Genomic DNA, 18,534 nt, shown 5'->3' with positions numbered 1-18,534 from the left:
AATATAAAAAACGCCCGCCTAGGATAATCCCTAAGCGGGCGTTTTGCGTTAGAGGGGATTAGCTGTTGCCATAAACGCAATGAAAGCCCACGTCTTAATATAGGTTCAAAAAGGAACTAAAGACGTGAAAAATACTTTTACCATTCGTCCGGTATCAGAGCACGACCATAGCCAATGGCGAAACCTGTGGGATCAATATAACGAATTTTATGGCAGAGCCGGACCAACCGCGCTTTCGGAGAACATTGTCCAATCAACTTGGCAAAGACTATTAGACCCAAGCGAACCTGTGCATTGTCTGGTGGCCGAGCATAACGGCAGGCTGGGCGGTCTTGCCCATTATATATTCCATAGAAACACAATCACGATTGAAAACACCTGCTATCTTCAGGACGTTTTTTCTGACCCGTCACTGCGCGGGCAAGGTATTGGAAGAAAGCTGATTTTGGCGTTTTATGAACGAGCCAACCAAGCCGGTACCGTGGGTGTCTACTGGCATACACATTCATCGAATAAGACTGCAATGGCGTTGTACGATAAGGTTGCTCGGAACACTGAGTTTTTCGTTTACAGGCACAATGTAGATATCGAACCTAGATAAATAGGATATTCTGAGATGCCCAGAAACAGCATTAACCTCTCTATATCTGGTTTAAAGGTCCAACCCGATCACCCTGACAAGCACCTTCCAACGGAACCTTCTTCACTCTGGCGCGTATATGATCATGAACACACAAAAACACCCCACCCGCATTCTTTGTGCACTTGCTGCGCTCGTTATCTTTCCCTTGTCCACGGCGGCTGAAACTGTCGGCAACGTTGACGTAGATTGGTTAGGCAATGACATCGTCGTCGAAGCGGTGGCCGATCCTAAGGTGAAAGGCGTGACCTGTCATCTGGCCTATTTTGAGCGCGGTATTATTGACCGGTTGCAAAAGGGGAACTGGTTTGAGGACCCGTCGAATTCGTCGATTTCTTGCCGTCAAACCGGACCGATTGAAATTGGCGATATCGAGCGTGATGACGAGGGCGAGACTGTATTCACCGAACGCAGATCGGTCATCTTTAAGACCCTGAACGTGAAACGCATCTACGATGAGGCGAACAACACCTTGATCTACATTAGCCATGCCCGCGATGTGCAAAATGGGTCCGCTAAGATGTCGATGTCTACCGTCCCGCTATATGTGCCGGGCAACTAGGCAAAGGATTGCCGCCATGGAACTGCCCCTTTGCGCCGTTTACGAGTTGGGGTAACCTGCCGTTAAAGCCACAACAATAAAAGGCGCAGGCAGAATGGGCATTTCACGTAGGAATTTTACAATCGGATTGGGGGCGTTAGGCCTTGCGGCATGCCAAGGACGTGGCAACGTCACTTCCTTTTCGTCGCGAAGCGAGGGCGCATTACCCGCAGATTTAATGCCGCAACCCAATGCGAATTATGATGCATGGGTTGCGTCCTTCAAGGCGCGCGCAGTGGAGCAGGGCATTTTGCCTGCCACATTGCGACAAGGTTTTGCCGGTGCTGGATATTTGCCCGGCGTCGTAAAGCGTGATCGCAACCAAACCGAATTTAGCCGGACGCTTGAGGATTATCTTGCCATCGCTGCGTCTGACGAACGGGTCAGCAAAGGCCGTGCCGCCTTTGCCCGCCACCGTGCCGTTCTGCGCCAGATCGAGGGGCGCTATGGCGTGCCAGCGGAGGTTGTGACCGCCGTGTGGGGCCTCGAGAGCTTTTACGGAGAGCGGCGGGGCAACGTGCCTGTTGTATCGGCCACGTCAACTTTGGCTTATGATAGAAGGCGCGGGTCATTCTTTGAAAAACAGCTGATCGCGGCACTGAAAATTCTTGAACGGGGCGATGTCTCTGCCCGGGGTTTGACTGGCAGTTGGGCTGGTGCCATGGGGCACACGCAGTTTATTCCGACATCTTATCAAGCGTTTGCCGTAGATTTCAACGGTGATGGGCGGCGTGACATTTGGTCGGATGACCCCACTGATTCATTGGCGTCGACCGCTGCGTATCTTGCCAAGTCCGGCTGGAAATCCGGTCAGAAATGGGGCGGAGAGATGGGAACGGCAGCCGCCAGTTCCGCCACACCGCTCAAGATTTTGCAACCGGACGCAGGCGGCCCACGGTTTGCGGTGTTTAGCAATTTCAACGCCATCAAGCGCTACAACAACTCTGACAATTACGCGATTGGGGTGGGGCATTTGTCTGACCGCATTGCGGGCGGCGGGCCTATCCGGGCCAGCTTTGGTCCCGATAAATACGGGCTGACCATCGAGGATCGTAAAGCGCTTCAGGAAAAACTGACCGCGCGCGGCTTTGATACTGGTGGTACCGACGGGGTGATCGGTCCTAACAGCCGCAAGGCCATCGCGGCCTATCAGCAATCGGTTGGGTTGCCAGCGACAGGTGATCCGTCGCCGTCGCTGCTGCAACGCCTGCAATGATGTAAAAACGTCCGGCTGCGCGAGGGCTTATTGGCCCGCCAATATCCAGCGCGCAGCCTTTTCGGCGATCATGATGGTGGGGGCATTGGTGTTGCCGCTTGTGATCTCGGGCATGACCGACGCATCCACGACGCGAAGTCCCGCCACACCTTTCATTCGCAAATGCGGGTTCAGGACAGCCGTCGGGTCATCCTTGCGGCCCATTTTGACGGTGCCCACGGGGTGAAAAATCGTGCTGGCGATGTCGCCCGCCAAACGTGCCAAGTCCTCATCGCTTTGATACTGCACACCGGGTTTGTGTTCTTGGGGGGCATAGGGCTGCATCGCGGGCTGGGCCATGATTTCGCGGACTTGGCGCAGGCTTTCGGCGGCGACTTGGCGGTCTTCTTCGGTATCCAGATAATTCGGCGTGATCTTGGGGGCGTCGCGGAAATCTGATGATGCGATCCGCACATGGCCACGGCTGGTCGGGTTCAGGTTGCAAACGCTGACCGTCATGGCGGGGAAATCATGCAGATCCTCGCCAAAGGCCTCAAGGCTAAGTGGCTGCACGTGATACTCAAGATTTGCATGCGCCCGCTTAGGATTGGACCGCGAGAACGCACCCAGCTGGCTTGGGGACATGCTCATCGGGCCGGAGCGTTTGAGCAGATATTCCAGCCCGATCTTGGCCTTGCCAAAAATCGAATTGGCCAAGGTGTTTAGGGTCTGTGTGCCCTTTACCTTGAACACCGCGCGAATTTGTAAGTGATCTTGAAGGTTTTCACCAACAAAGGGTTGGTCCATCACCACGTCTATCCCATGCTCTTTGAGCATTGCGGCGGGGCCTATCCCGGACAGCTGCAGTATTTGGGGAGAGTTCACAGCACCGGCGGACAGCACGGTTTCCTTGGCCGCCGTCACCGCGACGGGCACACCCTTGTGATGCACCTTGGCCCCAGTACAGCGCAGGCGTCCGTTGCTGTCTTTGTCGAATGTCAGTTTTTCAACCTGCGCTTCGGTCCAAATGGTCAGGTTGGGGCGTTTTTTTGCAGGGCGCAGGAACGCCTTTGACGTGTTCCACCGCCAGCCAGAGCGCTGATTTACGTCGAAATACCCGACGCCCGCATTGTCACCGCTGTTGAAGTCATCGGTTTTCTGAATGCCGGTGTCGGCCGCTGCATCGGCAAAACTGTCCAGAACATCCCATCGCAAACGTTGTTTTTCGATCCGCCATTCGCCGCCGTGGCCGTGCATGTCTGAAAACCGGCTGTTGTCCCCCGTTACCGGATCGGCCCCGTCATCCAATTTATAGTGGTCTTCATGGGCCATGAAGTCGGCCAGCGCGTTATGCCAGCTCCAATCCTCCTCGCCGGTCAGCTTGGCCCAATTGTCGTAATCCCGCGCTTGCCCGCGCATATAGATCATGCCGTTGATCGACGAACAGCCGCCCAACGTCTTGCCGCGGGGGTAAAGAAGCGCGCGACCGTTCAATCCCTTGTCGGGTTCTGTTTTATACATCCAGTCGGCGCGCGGGTTGCCGATGCAATAAAGATAGCCGATGGGGATGTGGACCCACGGATAGGTGTCGGGTTTTCCAGCTTCTAACAGTAGCACGCGGTTGGCCGGATCGGCGCTGAGCCTGTTGGCCATCAGGCACCCGGCGGAACCGCCCCCGATTACAATATAGTCATAGCTGTTTGATCCGTCAGACATCGCGCCATTCACCCATCGCTTGTTTCATTCTTGACCAAGGGTCTAGCGGCACAAACGCCGCACAGGTGAACCTTAGTGTCAATTTTTACGAAGGGGTATCGGGAATATCAATTTCGGTATTTGTTGAGCATTACGAATATCTTGGACGATCCAGCAACGGCGTAGGAAGCCCGTGTGCCGCGTATTGAATGCGGTGTGATTTCGTGAAGGTTCTACAAATCCTTGACCAAGCGCAAAGCGTCATAAATGGCCGCATGTGTATTGCGCGCCGACACCGCGTCGCCGATACGAAAGAGCCAGAATGTTGCGTCGTCATTCCAGTCCATCGTTTGCGGCTCCCCTGCGATCAGCGCCTCATAATCAACAGCGCCTTCATTCTTTGACAGAGGTTTGAGCGCGAAATACAGATCATCCATCGGCAAGGTGCCGTAGTTCACCACCACCTGATCATATTCCTGCTGTCTCGTAAAATCACTGTAGTCGGTGCCTATTGTGGCGACCAATTTATTACCAACACGGGAAACCCCCAACAGCCGCCGCGTCACGGTAAAGGTCACATCCTTATCCTGCAAAGACCGCATATATGGGACAAGGTTCATCGCCATAATTTCGGGGGCAAAGCTGCGGTCGGGGGTCATCACTTCGACTTTGGCACCCGCGTGGGCGGCAACTTCGGCGGCTTGAAGCCCCGGATGATCGCCGCTTTCGTCGTAGATGAGGATATTTTCGGCAGGTTTCACATCACCCGAGATGATGTCCCACGAAGACACCACATTTTCCGCCTCGACACCGGTTTCAAACAGTTCGGTATTGGGTAGACCGCCCGTGGCGATGATCACCACGTCGGGGGTGTGCTGTGCAATCGTGTCTTCATCCGCCCATGTGTTGAAATGGAATTCAACGTCGAGGGCGGCACATTGTGCCATGCGCCAGTCGATGATCGACATCATCTCGCGGCGGCGGGGGCTTTGGGCGGTCAGTCTGATCTGCCCGCCGGGATCAGGCTGGGCCTCGATCACGGTAACGTGGTGACCGCGTTCGGCAGCAACACGGGCGGCTTCCAGCCCGGCGGGGCCTGCGCCGACAATAACGAATTTTCGTTTGATCAGTGCTGGTTGAATGCTGTGCGGCATCGTCAGCTCGCGCCCCGTGGCCGCGTTGTGGATGCACAGGGCCTCGCCGCCTTGATAGATACGGTCCAGACAATAGGTCGCTCCGACGCACGGCCGGATGTCGTCCTCGCGTTTCTCAATAATCTTTTGCACGATATGCGGATCGGCCATATGCGCGCGGGTCATCCCCACCATATCAAGCAGCCCTGCCGCCACCGCATGGCGCGCTGTTGCGACGTCTTGGATGCGGGCGGCGTGAAAGGTGGGCATGCCTGTCGCCTGTTTCACCGCGCCTGCGAAATCAAGATGCGGCGCGCTTTGCATTCCCTGCACGGGGATCACATCGGTCATCGCGGGATCCGTATGAATGCGCCCTTTGATCACGTTCAAGAAATCCAGCTGGCCGGATGCGGCAAGTTTCTTGGATATCTCAAGCCCTTCTTCCGCGGTGATCCCGCCTTTTTGCGCCTCGTCCGCTGTGTATCTGAACCCCACGATGAAATCGTCGCCAACCCGTTTGCGCACGGCGGCCAGAACGTCCATGGGAAAGCGCATCCGGTTTTCCAACGTGTCAGCACCGTAAGGGCCGACCAAGTCATTGGTCAGCGGTGACCAGAATTGATCAAGCAGATGGCCGTAAACCTGCAACTCTATCCCGTCCATGCCACCGTGTTTCATCCGTTCGGCGGCGTCGGCAAAATCGGTGATGATCCTGTCGATGTCCCAATCTTCGATCAGTTTGGGAAAGGCGCGGTGCGCAGGTTCGCGGTGTTTCGACGATGACACCGACGGCAGCCAATCGCCCTTGTTCCACGTGGTGCGCCGCCCAAGATGTGTCAGCTGGATCATGACCGCGCAGCCATGTTCGTGGCAGGCATCGGTCAGGTTCGTGATCCACGGCACGACCTCGTCCTTATAGGCGAGCACATTGTTGAACACCGGCGGGCTGTCCTTGGACACCGACGCTGACCCCGCCGTCATTGCCAAGGCCACGCCGGCTTTGGCGCGTTCTGCATGATAGGCGCGGTAGCGGTCTTTGGGCATCCCGTCTTCGGGGTACGCGGGTTCGTGACTGGTGGTCATAATCCGATTGCGTAAAGTCAGATGCTTAAGCTGGTACGGCTGCAGCAGCGGATCGGTAGACATGGCAGACCTCGTGGGCAAAGTTATGTGCCGTGAGGGTGCAACTGAACGTGTTTGCAATCAACTCTATTCGCGCCGCTCGGTGGTCCGGTTACGTCTGAGCAAGACGCCGTAAATGCGCGCGCGTTTGGTCTTGGGTCGGGGGGGTGCTGCCAGCCAAAAGCGTTAAGTGCCAATAAAACTGGATCTCGGACGGGTCTTTCATAAGCGTCGCAAAAGCATCTTGGTGCCATGCGACGGCGTGTTGATGGGCCGCCTGCACCTGCGGAAGCGCATGCAGCTTTGCCATCTCGGCCCGCGTGTTCATGAGCATGGGGGCAATCGTACTGTCTTGGACTGTGTTGAAATTCCGTTCGGCCCAATAATGCAGATCAAGGCGCTTGGTCGTGCGATTGGGCAGGCCGCGCCCGCGTTTGACCATGAATTCAGCCGCGGATCGCAATGAGTAATGGTTCAACCGCGCCGGCGCCGGGGTTTGCATCAAACCGAACAGATTAATCCGGCTGTCATCTTGGGCGAAGTCATCGCTGGCGGGCTGTGCGGCACCCAGCGACCAACGCGCCGGCTGGCTGCGCTTGGTCTTGGGGCGGTGCACGCCAAGTTTTTGAAATTTCTCTGGCCGAAATAAGGTTTTGAAAAAATGGCCTGCTGGCAGGAAAAACGGATCGGGGGCGCACATGGTAAAACGCTCAACCGTCGGCTGGTCGGTGAACTCCATCTGCTCTGCTGCACCAAAGAACCGCCAGGGTAGGGCAATAGCATCGGTATCCTCGTGGACCGACGCGATCAGATCGCCGAAGGTTTCCATCGGTGCCTCAAGGCACAAAAACTCATCGCAATCAAAAAAGATCACCCAATCCGCAGCCTTGATCAGCGGATGTGCATCGGCCAATCGCATGGCCTGCCATTGCACCGATTTGTTGCCCGTCGGCTGAAACTGCACATGTGTCACCCCCGGCAAAAGGTCCAGCAGATAGGGGGTGCCGTCGTCGCAATCATGGGTGAAGATCAGAAAATCGGTGACGCCCGACGCGCGGTGGTGGGCGATCCATTCCAGGCAATAGGGCCCTTCGTTTCGCATGCAGGTTACAGCAAGGATACGTGTCACGGGGGGCGTCACCTTGGATCTAGGTCATTTGCGTTGCTCAAATGACTCTCACGCGCGCCGCTTCAAGTCAATCTGGGTCGCAGCCGTGTCATAGGCCTGAGGATTCTTTACAAGCATAGCTGCGCCAAGCTAATCTTGGGGTTGAGCAGACACATACGACGTAGCCAGAATATCGTCATCAGAGAGGCCTGAATTATGAATGACCGTCGCCCCGTCGCGTCGCTTTGGATTGGTGAAAAGCTTCACTATCTTAACCAGCTTTGCCTGAAATCCCATGTCGTCGCGGGGCATAAGACGATCCTGTATTGCGCCGACAAGGTGGACAATGCCCCCGAAGGTGTCGAGGTGCGCCCGGCGTCCGATATTATGGAGATCGACCGCGCCTTGGTCGAGGCCACCAGCGCGTCGTTTCTGTCGAATGTGTTCCGCTATAAAATGATCCAAAAGATCGGGGCGATATGGATCGACTGCGATGCGTTTTGCCATCAGCCCTTTCCCGAAGATGATGAATATATCTTTGGCCGTCATGGCATGTCGGGTGCGCTAAACTGCGGCGTTGTGGGCCTGCCCCAAGAATGCGAGCTGATGGATCAGTTGCTGGATTACTATGACAACCTGCCGGATTATCCTGCATGGTGGAACAAGAACCAGCGCCGCAAATACGACCGCCAAGACCCCAAATTGACCCATGCCCACCGGATTTATAACGCCGAGCGCACGGCATTCGGCCCGCAGGCATTTACCTATTTCGCCAAGCAAACTGGCCAGTATGAAAAGGCCAGCGAACGCGAGGTGCTGTATCCGGTGCCGTTCCAGCTGAACGATATCTTTTACGACCCTCATGGCCGGGTTGAGGGGCATTTCACCGATAAAACCCTTTCGGTGCATCTGTATACCAATGGCACGAAACCGTGGTGGGAAAAGCACGAACCGCTGCCCGGATCATATGCTGCGCGGATGTGCGAAAAGATAGGTATCGACCCATCCAAGGCGCTGCGCTAACCGCCAGATCAAAGGCCCAAAGCCATCAATCTGAAACCGCATATAAGCCCCCACGGCAAGCTTCTGGCCATCTCGATGATGAAGGACGAAGCGCCGTTTCTGCTGGAATGGTATGCCCATCATCTGGCCGTGGGGTTCACCAAAATCCTTGTCTATACGAACGACTGCTCTGACGGCACCGACGACATGTTGATCCGTCTTGAAGAATTGGGCCTGGGCTATCATCGCCGCAACGATATTCCCGAAGGGGTCAAACCGCAGCCTTCGGCGATGAAATACGCACAGGTTGAGCCCAAAGTTGCCGAAGCCGACTGGATTTTGATGTTCGATGCGGACGAGTTTTTGTGCATCAACTATGGCGATGGCACGTTGGACCCGATGCTTGATGCGGCGGGCGATGCCAACGGGATCGTCATCACATGGCGGATTTTCGGGTCTGGCAATGTGGTGGACTGGTCGCGCGATCCGGTGTCAGAACAATATCTTTATGCGGCACCACCCACGTGGAACAAGGGCTGGGGCGTCAAGACGCTGTTCAAGTTCGACCCCGATACATGGAAGATCGGCATCCACCGCCCGTCGATCAAAAACAAGCATCTTGAAACCGGATTCCCTGACACGGTCAAATGGCTGAACGGCTCCGGCCTCCCGATGGAGGATTATTTCAAGTTCCGCGGCTGGCGGTCGATCCGTCGCACCGTGGGGTATCAATGGGCCCAGATGAACCACTATGCGGTGAAATCCATCGACAGCTACGCGATCCGCAAGCTGCGCGGGAATGTTAACAATAAGAAAGACAAGTATAACGCCGACTACTGGTCGCTTCAGGATCGTAACGAGGTCTATGACGACAAGATCCTGCGCTATACCGAGCGGCGCAAACAGATTATGGATGAACTGCTGACCGATCCTGTTTTGGCGCGTCTGCATTGGGCTGCGATTGACCGCGTCGAGGCGCGGCTGGATGAGTACCGCAAGACGGATGCCTATGCCGCGCTGAAAGCGTCGCTAATCGAAGCATCAAAGGTGCCGATCACCCAGATCGTTGCCAAGCCACCCAAGGCACGCAACCCCGCCGAGATCGCCGCGCTGATGTCGCAGGTCGAAAAATCTAACGCCAACCGTCCGATTGAGGAGCGCCGCACGAAACCCGAGGCGGGTTTTGCGGATGTGGGCGAGGGCGGGGATGGCTTTGTGCCCGGTGATATTGATGTAAGCGTCGAGACGGCCGTTGAATGGGTCGATAATCACGGCATCGCCTTGCCCGCCGACGTGCGCATTTTCGCACAAAATACGCTCGACCTTGTGATACGCGGCAAATACCAGCGCCGCTTGGCCCGCAGGATCGGGCGGATGGTCGAGGACGGTCAAAAGCTGTTGGACTTGGGGGCAGGGGTCGGCTTTTTGTCGATTTTCACCACCAAACATATGCCACTGGCCACCGTCATCGCCCAAGAGGATAACGCATCGCGGATGCACATCATGCGCAATATTCTCGCCCATAACGAATTAGCGCTGGGCGACCGTCTGCATATGACAACGGATCAGGTCATCTTTCCCGATGATGATGCCCAAACGGTCGCGCGGATCAATCAGGTGATCGCAGACGAAATGCCCGACGTACTGCGCGCCAGCTATGCGCAGATCGGGGCAAAGCTGCTAAGCGCAGTCACATTGGGCAGCGTCAAGCGGATCATTCTGTCCGGCCCTGCGATCGGGACTTTCCTGCGCGAGTATCCGCAGATAGATAACCCGGCCCTGATCCCGTCGGAAGAGTTGAGCATGCCGGAGTTTATCATTCTTGAAAATAAGTCCGCTAATTCTTCTTAGGCACGTATTCAAACGCCTTTCCACAGCAGTGAGATTTACGTTAGAAACTCAATCCTTCGGCCGTTAAACGACAGGCACGCGGCGCATTTTTTTCTCGTGCATTTCAGCAAATACAGTGTTGAGAATAGGATCTGCAGCATATTCCGGCGAAGGCCCGTCCGTAATAAAACCGTGCTCTACGAGTGATTTATGCAGTTTTTCAAAATCAAGTTCGCCCATTGAGCGGAAATCAACACGTTTCGCCGCCTCATCCACCCAGCTTGCCTGCAAAGCATCAAGGCTGAACACTTTCGCACCTGCGAACAGTTCGACTTGTTTTGCCAACCCGTCCAGAAGGTTTGCATGGCGACGTAATATCATTCCTACACGCGCACCAGGTTGAAGGGCGTAAGCAGCCATATGCAGCGCAGACCCGTCCAGACAGACCAATTCTCGTGCTGCTTTATATCGCGCAAGCTGATCTGGAATACTGTGCCTCTGGGGGTGGAATATTTCATACCCATTTGCTTGCATAACGGCTTCGATCAGCAATTCACCAACAACGCCGCCCCGCTTATCCATCAGCGCGCTGCGTGACACATATAGCCGTTCTGCGCCTTCGGGCTTGACCGCGGCAGCAACTTGCGCGCGTGTGTAATCGCGGTACCTTTGAGAGCCAAGAATGCGGGCATGATGGCCAAAGCCGGGATCAGGGACGACGATATTTTCGACCTGTGTTGGCTCCCGAACAATGCGCAACGGCTTAGAGCCGCTGAGGATGTCCAAGAACGGGCCGTACCGCTTTTGCGCCTGTCCGACGCCGCCGTTTCTGAATGGCGTAAAAATGATGCCGTCTATGTCTTCTGCAAGCTCATCCAGGGCCCAAAGGCGGGCCGTTGATTCAAGAAGAAAATGCCCGAAATGCGCCCGCAGCCACCCGCCATACAGGTAATTACCTTTCAGCAGTGGCATCTCGCTTTCGGCGACGGGCAATTGCGGTGCCAGCGAGGCGCGTTTTGGCCCCATAACCCCGCGCGAAAATTCGCAAAATTCACCGTCGCTGTTCAGCACCCCGCAGGTGTTGTCTTGGGCATGTGGAAAGACGACAGCATTTTGTAATTTTACGAAAGTGTCGGATAGTCCACCAAAACGATTTTTCATTACTAGCCTGCTTTGCGCTTAGTTCTGCTACCCTTTAGGATGTGGATTGGGTTCTTTTTCTTTAAAGTTGCGTATATTCATTGTAAAGATTTTGTCCGACTATAGGTTTCGGAATGATCTATTATTAGCGTTATTGTGGCGCAGAAATTGAAGAATTTTGATTATTAGCCCGCTATGATAGAAAATGAAGCCCAGCAAAGCCTCGAAGAAGCCATCAAGTCGGATTGTTTCGTTTTTAAGGGCGAGCACAGTGATATAACCGCGATCAAACGGTCAGATATCCTATTGGTAACGTTTGATAATCTAGCATCTATTGATGAACGACCCAAAGATGCGCCGTGGAAGCCATGGCTAAACGACCGCGCTGAGGCGCTTGGCTACAGTATTTTGGGCATGCAAAGCCATAATAAGGATTGGTACAGAAGGCCAGATGCCGCTGCGCAAATTAAGGCACTGCAAAAGCTTGGCTATTTTGAGCAGTTTAGCCGTGTGCTTTTTGTCGGCGCATCAATGGGTGGCTTTGCTGCGCTTTGCTTTGCGCATCTTGTCCCCAAAGCACGGGTTTTGGCGTTCAGCCCGCAATCCACACTCAACCGTGACATCGCCCCTTTTGAGCGGCGGTATCCTTGGCCCTACAGAAAATTCGATTGGGATACGCCAGCCTACCTAGATGCCGCCGAACATACCGCGGCAATATCCGGAGGTCACATACTCTTTGATCCACATGTCGTCGAAGATGCACAGCACGCTCATAGGCTATCAGCGCCAAAGCTGAAGAATGTCAAAATCCCGTTTTCAGGCCATACACTTATTCGAACGATCGCAAAATCCGGAGCGCTTGAGCTTTTGATACAAGAGCTAGCTGAAACGGGGGAGCTGAGCACCGCTTTTTGGCGTAAGATGCGCAACCGTCGCAAAGACCCGCGTTGGGCCAAGGCGTTCTTGCACGTGGCATCTGCGCGACGCGACACCCGCTTGGCGCGGCGTGCGTGCGATCTAATGTGGGCTGAGCATGAATACCCGTTTGCCCGCCGTATTCGAAAAAGGATTGTACAACGTACGAAGCAACAGACCGATTAGCCTAAAGGTGGTTGACCACAGTCTGCACGCACCAACGTTATGCCATTATTAGTAGTCAATATAATGACTCTGAATTACTTGTTTCGGCTTACCATCTCGCGGCTGTTTCTGAACGACATAAAATATGAACTGAGGGTCGTTATAGCGGTGTTCCATGCCGCGCCGACTATCCGTCGGGTCTTGGATTTCACGCGGTGCTTCCCTTCCTTTTCTGTTGAAGGTCCAGCACCCGAGCATTTTATATCCAAGGCTGGCGACCCAATAACGCCAAGGGATGTCTGGTCCGACTTGGTAAAAACCATGTCCGAACCACCCATCAGTGCCGACACAAGATACAAATATGCCTTGGTCCTTAAGCATAGCGTCAACGTTGCGGAACGATTGAGCAATATCAAATACATGCTCAGTGGTTCCGCCATCATAGACGAGGTCGAATTTGTTGGTGAGATCAGAGCCTACTGGTACAGATAGATCATGGATATATTCAGCCCCTTCAATATCAGAGAAGTCCAAGCTCTCGCATTTTGGCCAGCCGATCGTATTCAGATAGGTTTCGCAAAATCCATCCTCTTGAAATAGATCCTCTGGAGTTGCCGAAATGCCCTGCTCCTCCAGCTCGGATATGAGCCTCGGTGTCCAGCCTGTAGGCTTAAAATGCATCTTCTGCCGGCCCAACATAACGCCATTTTTACAGTCTTTAAGAAGTGGCGTGATGGATGCTAGTTGGACAGCAATGTTAATGCTAATACCCATAATTTCCCTAAGTATCTGTATCTATGGTGATGTTGTGCAGCATTGCCTGTGTTTTCTCAAGCGCGATTGGTTTTAAGGGAAGTGACCTCGGCCGTTGTGCGCGAATGCTGCAATGACGTGTACCTGTCATAATTAGTTTTGGAGCCCAGGCAGGTTGACTATTATTTCACGTCACACCACTGATATAAAAATGCAAATTTGTCTTTCTCGATGCAGATGAGCGGCTGCACTGCTAGAAAAACCGGCCCGCAAGCATTGTATGCTAGCGGCTGGTTACTGGCATTGAGTTTGAGCACTAACTTCGGGCGCAGTTGCCTTTGGAAGCAAGGAACCCACATGTGAGTAATTCAGACCCGTCGTTGACTATTTTCTACATAGTTGAACCGCCTGAATATGAGATCATGGCGAGCTATCTTCTTGCTTCGATCCGCACCCGTTTTCCAGGCGACGTAAAGGCAATCGGCTATTGTCCTGAGCATCGGTATGATGAACTGCACCCTGCCGTGCATATTGCCCATGAGAAGATGGGGGCTGAGATCAGAACGTTTAAGTCGGATGGGCGTTTTGACCCTGCATACCCCCATGGCAATAAAATTCTGGCATGCCTTGAACCGCGCGAAACCGAATGGTCAATGTTTGTTGATTCAGATGTGTTGTTCATCCGCGATAACCTGCCCGAGAACATCATAAAGCCGGGTCATGTTTCCTGTTCACTTGCAGCGTCGATGGTCTGGGCCGAACAATCAATCTGGGATGACATTTATGCTGCTTTAGAAATGGATATCCCTGTTGAAAGGTATCACTTGATGCGGCGTAGCAAAGAGCCGGTGATCCCATATTTCAGTTCTGGATTGGTGGCCTTTCCAGAGAGTGACACAACAGGAAACGGGCGGTTTCCGGATATTTGGTATGACACCGCCCAAATCGTTGACAAGATCGAGACGTTAGAGCGTCGCCGACCTTACTTAGATCAAATGACATTACCTGCAGCCATTCGGAGAGCTGGGCTGTCGTGGAATATACTACCCGAAGAGCAACATTTTATTTTGGGTGGGATGTTGAGAAATCAACCTTTGCCCTCCGATAAGGAAATCTACACAATTCATTACCGAAATATGAATATTCTTCGCGAAATTGAAAAACTTGGAGAGGCGCGTCGTAATCACAAGCGGCTAACCGGAGAAAAATTTGTGCGTCGTTTGGCACCAAATGAAACGGGCAATTAGGGTTTCGCGATTCAACCCCGATACGTTTCTGAGGGTGATGTCGCAAAGCGTGGCATGTGCAGATCCGCATCTTGCAAACAAATTTTTGACGGCGTGATACTACCGATTGCCTAAATTTGGCTTGCTCGCTAACGTTCGGTTCTAGAACATTCTGTGCAGGACTGACCTTGGGAGGGGGACCAATGCCGTTAGCACCGCTAGACGAGGCAATAACGATTGCCGATCTGACACGTGATCCCTATCCGATCTATGCGCGGTTGCGGTCGCAAAGCCCTGTGTTGCGGGTCAAATCCTTGGGGCGGACGTTGTTGACCAAGGCGGCGGATACCCGCGCTGTCAAAGGGAACCCGGCGCTGTTCAGCACCAATGATCCCAACACCCCGATGGAAAAGGCGTTCGAGGCGCATACCCTGATGCGCAAGGACGGCGATGCCCATTTGCGCGAACGTATGGCGATGGTGCCGACGTTTTCGGCCCGCAATATCAAGACGATCTGGGTGCCATCCTATGAACGCCACGCTAGCGATTATCTGGACCGTCTACCCCGTGACGAGGTGATTGATCTCTTCCCGATGCTGGCCGGCCCGCTTGCGGCGCGTATCCTAGCCGAGATTTTGGGCATGCCCGACGCATCTGACGCCGACATGCAGCATTGGTCGCAGGCGTTGATTGACGGGGCTGGCAACTTTGGCTGGGCGGACGAGCCGTTTGAACGGGTAGCGGCCGCCAATATCGAGATGAATGCAGAGATCGCGCGCATGGTGGATCGCCTCGAGGCCGACCCCGATCAATCCGCGCTGTCGGTGATGGTCAATGCGGATGAGCCTATAGAGATGAGCCAGATAATTGCGAACATTAAAATTGCGATTGGCGGTGGGATTAACGAACCCCGTGACGCGCTGCTGACCATCCTTTACGGTTTGCTGACCAACCCCGATCAGCTGGAAGAGGTTAAATCAAAAGGCAAATGGGGCGACGCATTTGAAGAAGGCGTGCGCTGGGTGGCCCCCATTCAGGTCAGCTCGCGCGTGGCGATTGAGGATACGGAAATCAGGGGTTTCACTATTCCCAAAGGCGACGTGGTGATGACTTCGCAAGCATCGGCCAACCACGATGAGGACGTGTTCGAGGACGGACACCTGTATAATGCGTTTCGCAATGCCTCGGCCCATCAGTCGTTTGGTAACGGGCCGCATCACTGCATGGGCATCCACATCTCGCGCCACACGGTGGGCAAGGTGCTGTTGCCGATGCTGTTTGAACGTTTCCCGAATATGGAGCTGGTGGACCCCGCAAGCGTGGTCTGGTCCGGCTTTGGATTTCGCGGACCGTTGAACCTGCCCGTGCGTCTGAACTGACACAGCGGGCAGGCGGTTTTCTTAGCCGGTTACGCTGCGCAGACCCAAAATCTGGCGGGCCTGTTGCCATGTGGCGACGGGGCGCTCGTATTTCTCGCACAGGTCGGCGGCGCGTTTGATCAGCGCTGCGTTTGACGGGGCCAGCGTGTTGCGATCCAGGCGTACGTTATCCTCTAGGCCCGCGCGGGTGTGGCCGCCTGCCGCAATCGCCCATTCATTCACAACGATCTGATTGGGGCCAATGCCCGCAGCACACCATGCCGCATCTGGCGCGCGCGCCTTGACCTGCTCAACATAGAAATCGAACACGGTCTTATCGGCAGGCATCGCGTTTTTCACACCCATCACGAATTGCACATAAAGCCGCCCAAACAGCTTGCCGTCCTTGTGGTGCTGGATTGCCTGCAGGATGTGGCTCAGGTCAAAGGCCTCGACCTCGGGCACGACCTCGTATTTGCGCATTTCAGAGGCCAGCCAGTCGACCAGATCGGGCGGGTTCTCGTAAACGCGGGTGGGGAAGTTATTCGACCCCACCGACAGCGATGCCATATCAGGGCGGAGCGACAGCATACCGCCACGGGTTTTACCGGCACCGGAACGGCCACCGGTCGAGAACTGGATAATCATGCCGGGGCAATGCTTTTCCAGCCCTTCCTTGAGGCGCGCAAATTTCTCAGGGTCCGATGATGGCGTTTCATCGTCATTGCGCACATGGGCGTGGCAGATGCTGGCCCCGGCTTCAAACGCCTCGTGGGTGCTTTCAATCTGTTCGGCTATTGAAATGGGCACGTTGGGGTTTGCGGCTTTTGTGGGGACGCTGCCGGTAATGGCCACGCAAAGGATACAAGGGTCAGACATCTAGAAATACCGTTTCTTTCTCGCCCTGAAGATGGATATCAAACCGATAGACGCCATCGGTTTCCAGCCGCGCGATCAGGGTCGGCACGCGGTTTTGATGTTCAATGCGCATCAGCAGCGGGTCGGCGCTGTTGTCGGCATCGGGGAAATACATGCGGGTGTGCAGGCCAATATTGATACCCCGCGCCACGATCCAGAAGGTGATATGCGGGGCCATCATCCGCCCGTCTGGAAATGGCACAGCACCGGGGCGGATCGTATCAAACGCCCATTCGCCGGTGTCATAATCCCCCGCCTTGCGCCCCCATCCGGTAAAGTTCGGGTCCGCAGCCCCACGCGGGTCATTGTTGGGGTAAATCCCATCGGCATCGGCTTGCCATATCTCGACCATCGCATCCTTTAGCGGCGTACCTGTACCGTCATACACGATGCCTTTGATCGTGATCCGCTCGCCTTTTGTATCGGCATTGACCATGGTATCGCCCAGATCATGGGGGTAGACACCCTTGATGTCACAGAAATTCGGCACGCAGCCGATATGCACGTAGGGGCCGGCGGTCTGGGATGCGCTTTCCTTGAGGTGGTTTAGCTCTTGCATCAATTACCCTCCTTGCGGTTCTCGAACAGGGTCGATCTGCGGCCGCGCAGGACCATATCAAACTTATAGGCGCGCGCGTCCATGGGCACGGTGTTTTCCATATCCAGCGGCGCGATCAACTGTTCGATCGCCTCGCGTGACGGGATCGTTTCCACGATGGGGCATTTCCAGATCAGTGGATCGCCTTCGAAATACATCTGGGTAATTAGACGCTGGGCAAAGCCGCTGCCAAATAGCGAAAAGTGGATATGCGCCGGGCGCCAGTCGTTCGCGCGGTTGGGCCAGGGATAGGCACCGGGCTTGATCGTGCGGAAACTATAGCGGCCGTTTTCATCGGTCACCGTACGCCCGCAGCCGCCAAAGTTGGGGTCAAGCGGGGCCAGATAGCCCTCTTTCTTGTGACGATACCGCCCGCCCGCATTGGCCTGCCAAAACTCAAGCAGGACCCCCGGAATACCGCGACCGTTCTGGTCCAGCACGCGGCCATGCACGATGATCCGCTCGCCAATCGCCATCTCGCCCTCAGTGGCGTAATTCAGGATCAGATCGTTGTCCAAGGCACCTAGAATGTTGTGGCCAAATACCGGCCCCGTCTGTTCGCTGAGGGTCGTGTTCATCGAAATCAGCGCCTTTTGCGGCGACCGTACGACAGAGGTTTTGTAATTGGGGGTAAAGGCCGGCGGCTGCCAGCTGCGGTCGCGGTGAAAGAACGCGCCGTTTTGATCGGTCATAGGTCTACTCCCATTTCCCTATAGGTCTGTTTGGCCAGTTTAAGCGCATGGTTCGCCTTTGGCACCCCCGCATAGATGGCGACATGTTGAAACGCCTCCATCACATCTGTCATGCTGGCCCCGGTGTTCGCCGTGGCGCGGATATGCATGGGGATTTCTTCAAAATTGCCGGTTGCTGCCAACAGCGCTAGCGTCAGCATCGACCGTTCGCGATGGGTTATATTGTCGCTAGACCACACAGTCCCCCAAGCACCTTCGGTGATAAGCGTCTGAAACGGCTGGTCAAAAGCGGTCTTTGCGGCCTCGGCCTTGTCGACATGTGCATCACCCAAAACCTTGCGGCGGGTTTTCATTCCGGTCTCGTATTTGTCTGACATTCTCCGCTCCCTCTGGAATTGGTGTAGGTTTCGCATAACATTTACCCTAAAGATATTGAGAAACAC

At 54.8% G+C, this 18,534-nt stretch carries 17 protein-coding genes; 8 read left to right on the top strand and 9 right to left on the bottom strand.

Features of this window, described 5'->3' with window-relative positions; genetic code table 11:
* Positions 1–124: 124 nt before the first annotated feature.
* The 3 genes from AADJ11_RS13400 (at position 125) to AADJ11_RS13390 (ending at position 2,457) form a co-directional block, all read left to right on the top strand.
* Positions 125–601 carry a GNAT family N-acetyltransferase gene (locus AADJ11_RS13400; protein ID WP_341235006.1) on the top strand — a complete coding sequence of 159 codons (477 nt, stop codon included), beginning with the start codon at positions 125–127 and terminating at the stop codon, positions 599–601.
* Between the two features lie 124 nt (positions 602–725).
* A complete protein-coding gene (locus tag AADJ11_RS13395) occupies positions 726–1,202 on the top strand; it encodes a CreA family protein (protein WP_341235005.1) in 477 nt (158 codons plus the stop codon).
* A gap of 94 nt (positions 1,203–1,296) precedes the next feature.
* Entirely contained in the window at positions 1,297–2,457 is a 1,161-nt protein-coding gene (locus AADJ11_RS13390; protein WP_341235004.1) for a lytic murein transglycosylase, read from the top strand.
* Positions 2,458–2,484: 27 nt separating this feature from the next.
* Here AADJ11_RS13390 and AADJ11_RS13385 read toward each other — a convergent pair whose 3' ends face one another.
* From AADJ11_RS13385 to AADJ11_RS13375, 3 genes are all read right to left on the bottom strand, one after another.
* Positions 2,485–4,152 (bottom strand): GMC family oxidoreductase N-terminal domain-containing protein, encoded by a 1,668-nt coding sequence (locus tag AADJ11_RS13385; protein WP_341235003.1) that lies wholly within the window; start codon positions 4,150–4,152, stop codon positions 2,485–2,487.
* A 212-nt stretch (positions 4,153–4,364) separates the two neighbouring features.
* On the bottom strand, positions 4,365–6,410 hold the full coding sequence (locus AADJ11_RS13380; protein WP_341235002.1) for an NADH:flavin oxidoreductase: 2,046 nt from the start codon (positions 6,408–6,410) through the stop codon (positions 4,365–4,367).
* Positions 6,411–6,498: 88 nt separating this feature from the next.
* Positions 6,499–7,515 carry a glycosyltransferase family 2 protein gene (locus AADJ11_RS13375; protein WP_341235001.1) on the bottom strand — a complete coding sequence of 339 codons (1,017 nt, stop codon included), beginning with the start codon at positions 7,513–7,515 and terminating at the stop codon, positions 6,499–6,501.
* A 195-nt stretch (positions 7,516–7,710) separates the two neighbouring features.
* Here AADJ11_RS13375 and AADJ11_RS13370 point away from each other — a divergent pair, with 195 nt between their 5' ends.
* Both AADJ11_RS13370 and AADJ11_RS13365 read left to right on the top strand, forming a co-directional pair.
* Positions 7,711–8,517: a hypothetical protein gene (locus AADJ11_RS13370; RefSeq protein ID WP_341235000.1), complete on the top strand. Its 807-nt coding sequence runs from the start codon at positions 7,711–7,713 to the stop codon at positions 8,515–8,517.
* A 75-nt stretch (positions 8,518–8,592) separates the two neighbouring features.
* Entirely contained in the window at positions 8,593–10,347 is a 1,755-nt protein-coding gene (locus AADJ11_RS13365; RefSeq protein WP_341234999.1) for a glycosyltransferase family 2 protein, read from the top strand.
* Between the two features lie 63 nt (positions 10,348–10,410).
* On the opposite strand, the gene AADJ11_RS13360 is transcribed toward AADJ11_RS13365, so the two are convergent.
* A complete protein-coding gene (locus AADJ11_RS13360) occupies positions 10,411–11,298 on the bottom strand; it encodes a glycosyltransferase 61 family protein (RefSeq protein ID WP_341234998.1) in 888 nt (295 codons plus the stop codon).
* A gap of 363 nt (positions 11,299–11,661) precedes the next feature.
* On the opposite strand from AADJ11_RS13360, the gene AADJ11_RS13355 reads away from it, so the two are divergent.
* Positions 11,662–12,567, top strand: coding sequence for an alpha/beta hydrolase (locus AADJ11_RS13355; RefSeq protein ID WP_341234997.1), 906 nt, complete (start codon positions 11,662–11,664; stop codon positions 12,565–12,567).
* A gap of 48 nt (positions 12,568–12,615) precedes the next feature.
* Here the strand turns inward: AADJ11_RS13355 and AADJ11_RS13350 are convergent, their stop codons facing one another.
* Positions 12,616–13,320: a hypothetical protein gene (locus tag AADJ11_RS13350; protein ID WP_341234996.1), complete on the bottom strand. Its 705-nt coding sequence runs from the start codon at positions 13,318–13,320 to the stop codon at positions 12,616–12,618.
* Positions 13,321–13,658: 338 nt separating this feature from the next.
* Here AADJ11_RS13350 and AADJ11_RS13345 point away from each other — a divergent pair, with 338 nt between their 5' ends.
* Positions 13,659–14,546, top strand: a complete 888-nt coding sequence (locus tag AADJ11_RS13345; RefSeq protein ID WP_341234995.1) for a hypothetical protein — start codon at positions 13,659–13,661, stop codon at positions 14,544–14,546.
* Between the two features lie 182 nt (positions 14,547–14,728).
* Positions 14,729–15,904, top strand: coding sequence for a cytochrome P450 (locus AADJ11_RS13340; RefSeq protein ID WP_341234994.1), 1,176 nt, complete (start codon positions 14,729–14,731; stop codon positions 15,902–15,904).
* Positions 15,905–15,925: 21 nt separating this feature from the next.
* Here AADJ11_RS13340 and AADJ11_RS13335 read toward each other — a convergent pair whose 3' ends face one another.
* From AADJ11_RS13335 to pcaC, 4 genes are read right to left on the bottom strand one after another with little or no spacing between them, the layout of a single operon-like run.
* Complete coding sequence (locus tag AADJ11_RS13335; protein ID WP_341234993.1) at positions 15,926–16,762, bottom strand: 3-keto-5-aminohexanoate cleavage protein; 837 nt, start codon at positions 16,760–16,762, stop codon at positions 15,926–15,928.
* The gene (pcaG, locus tag AADJ11_RS13330) at positions 16,755–17,360 is read right to left on the bottom strand and encodes a protocatechuate 3,4-dioxygenase subunit alpha (protein WP_341234992.1); all 606 of its coding nucleotides are present in this window, start codon (positions 17,358–17,360) and stop codon (positions 16,755–16,757) included. The genes AADJ11_RS13335 and pcaG overlap by 8 nt, the downstream gene beginning before the upstream one ends.
* Positions 17,360–18,091 (bottom strand): protocatechuate 3,4-dioxygenase subunit beta, encoded by a 732-nt coding sequence (pcaH, locus tag AADJ11_RS13325; protein ID WP_341234991.1) that lies wholly within the window; start codon positions 18,089–18,091, stop codon positions 17,360–17,362. The genes pcaG and pcaH overlap by 1 nt, the downstream gene beginning before the upstream one ends.
* Entirely contained in the window at positions 18,088–18,468 is a 381-nt protein-coding gene (gene pcaC, locus AADJ11_RS13320) for a 4-carboxymuconolactone decarboxylase (RefSeq protein ID WP_341234990.1), read from the bottom strand. Before pcaC ends, pcaH begins: the two co-directional genes overlap by 4 nt.
* Positions 18,469–18,534 lie beyond the last annotated feature (66 nt).

Source organism: uncultured Sulfitobacter sp. (assembly GCF_964021855.1).
GTDB lineage: Bacteria > Pseudomonadota > Alphaproteobacteria > Rhodobacterales > Rhodobacteraceae > Sulfitobacter.
The sequence above is the reverse complement of the archived record's forward strand: the minus strand, read 5'-3'. Positions and strand labels throughout refer to the sequence as shown.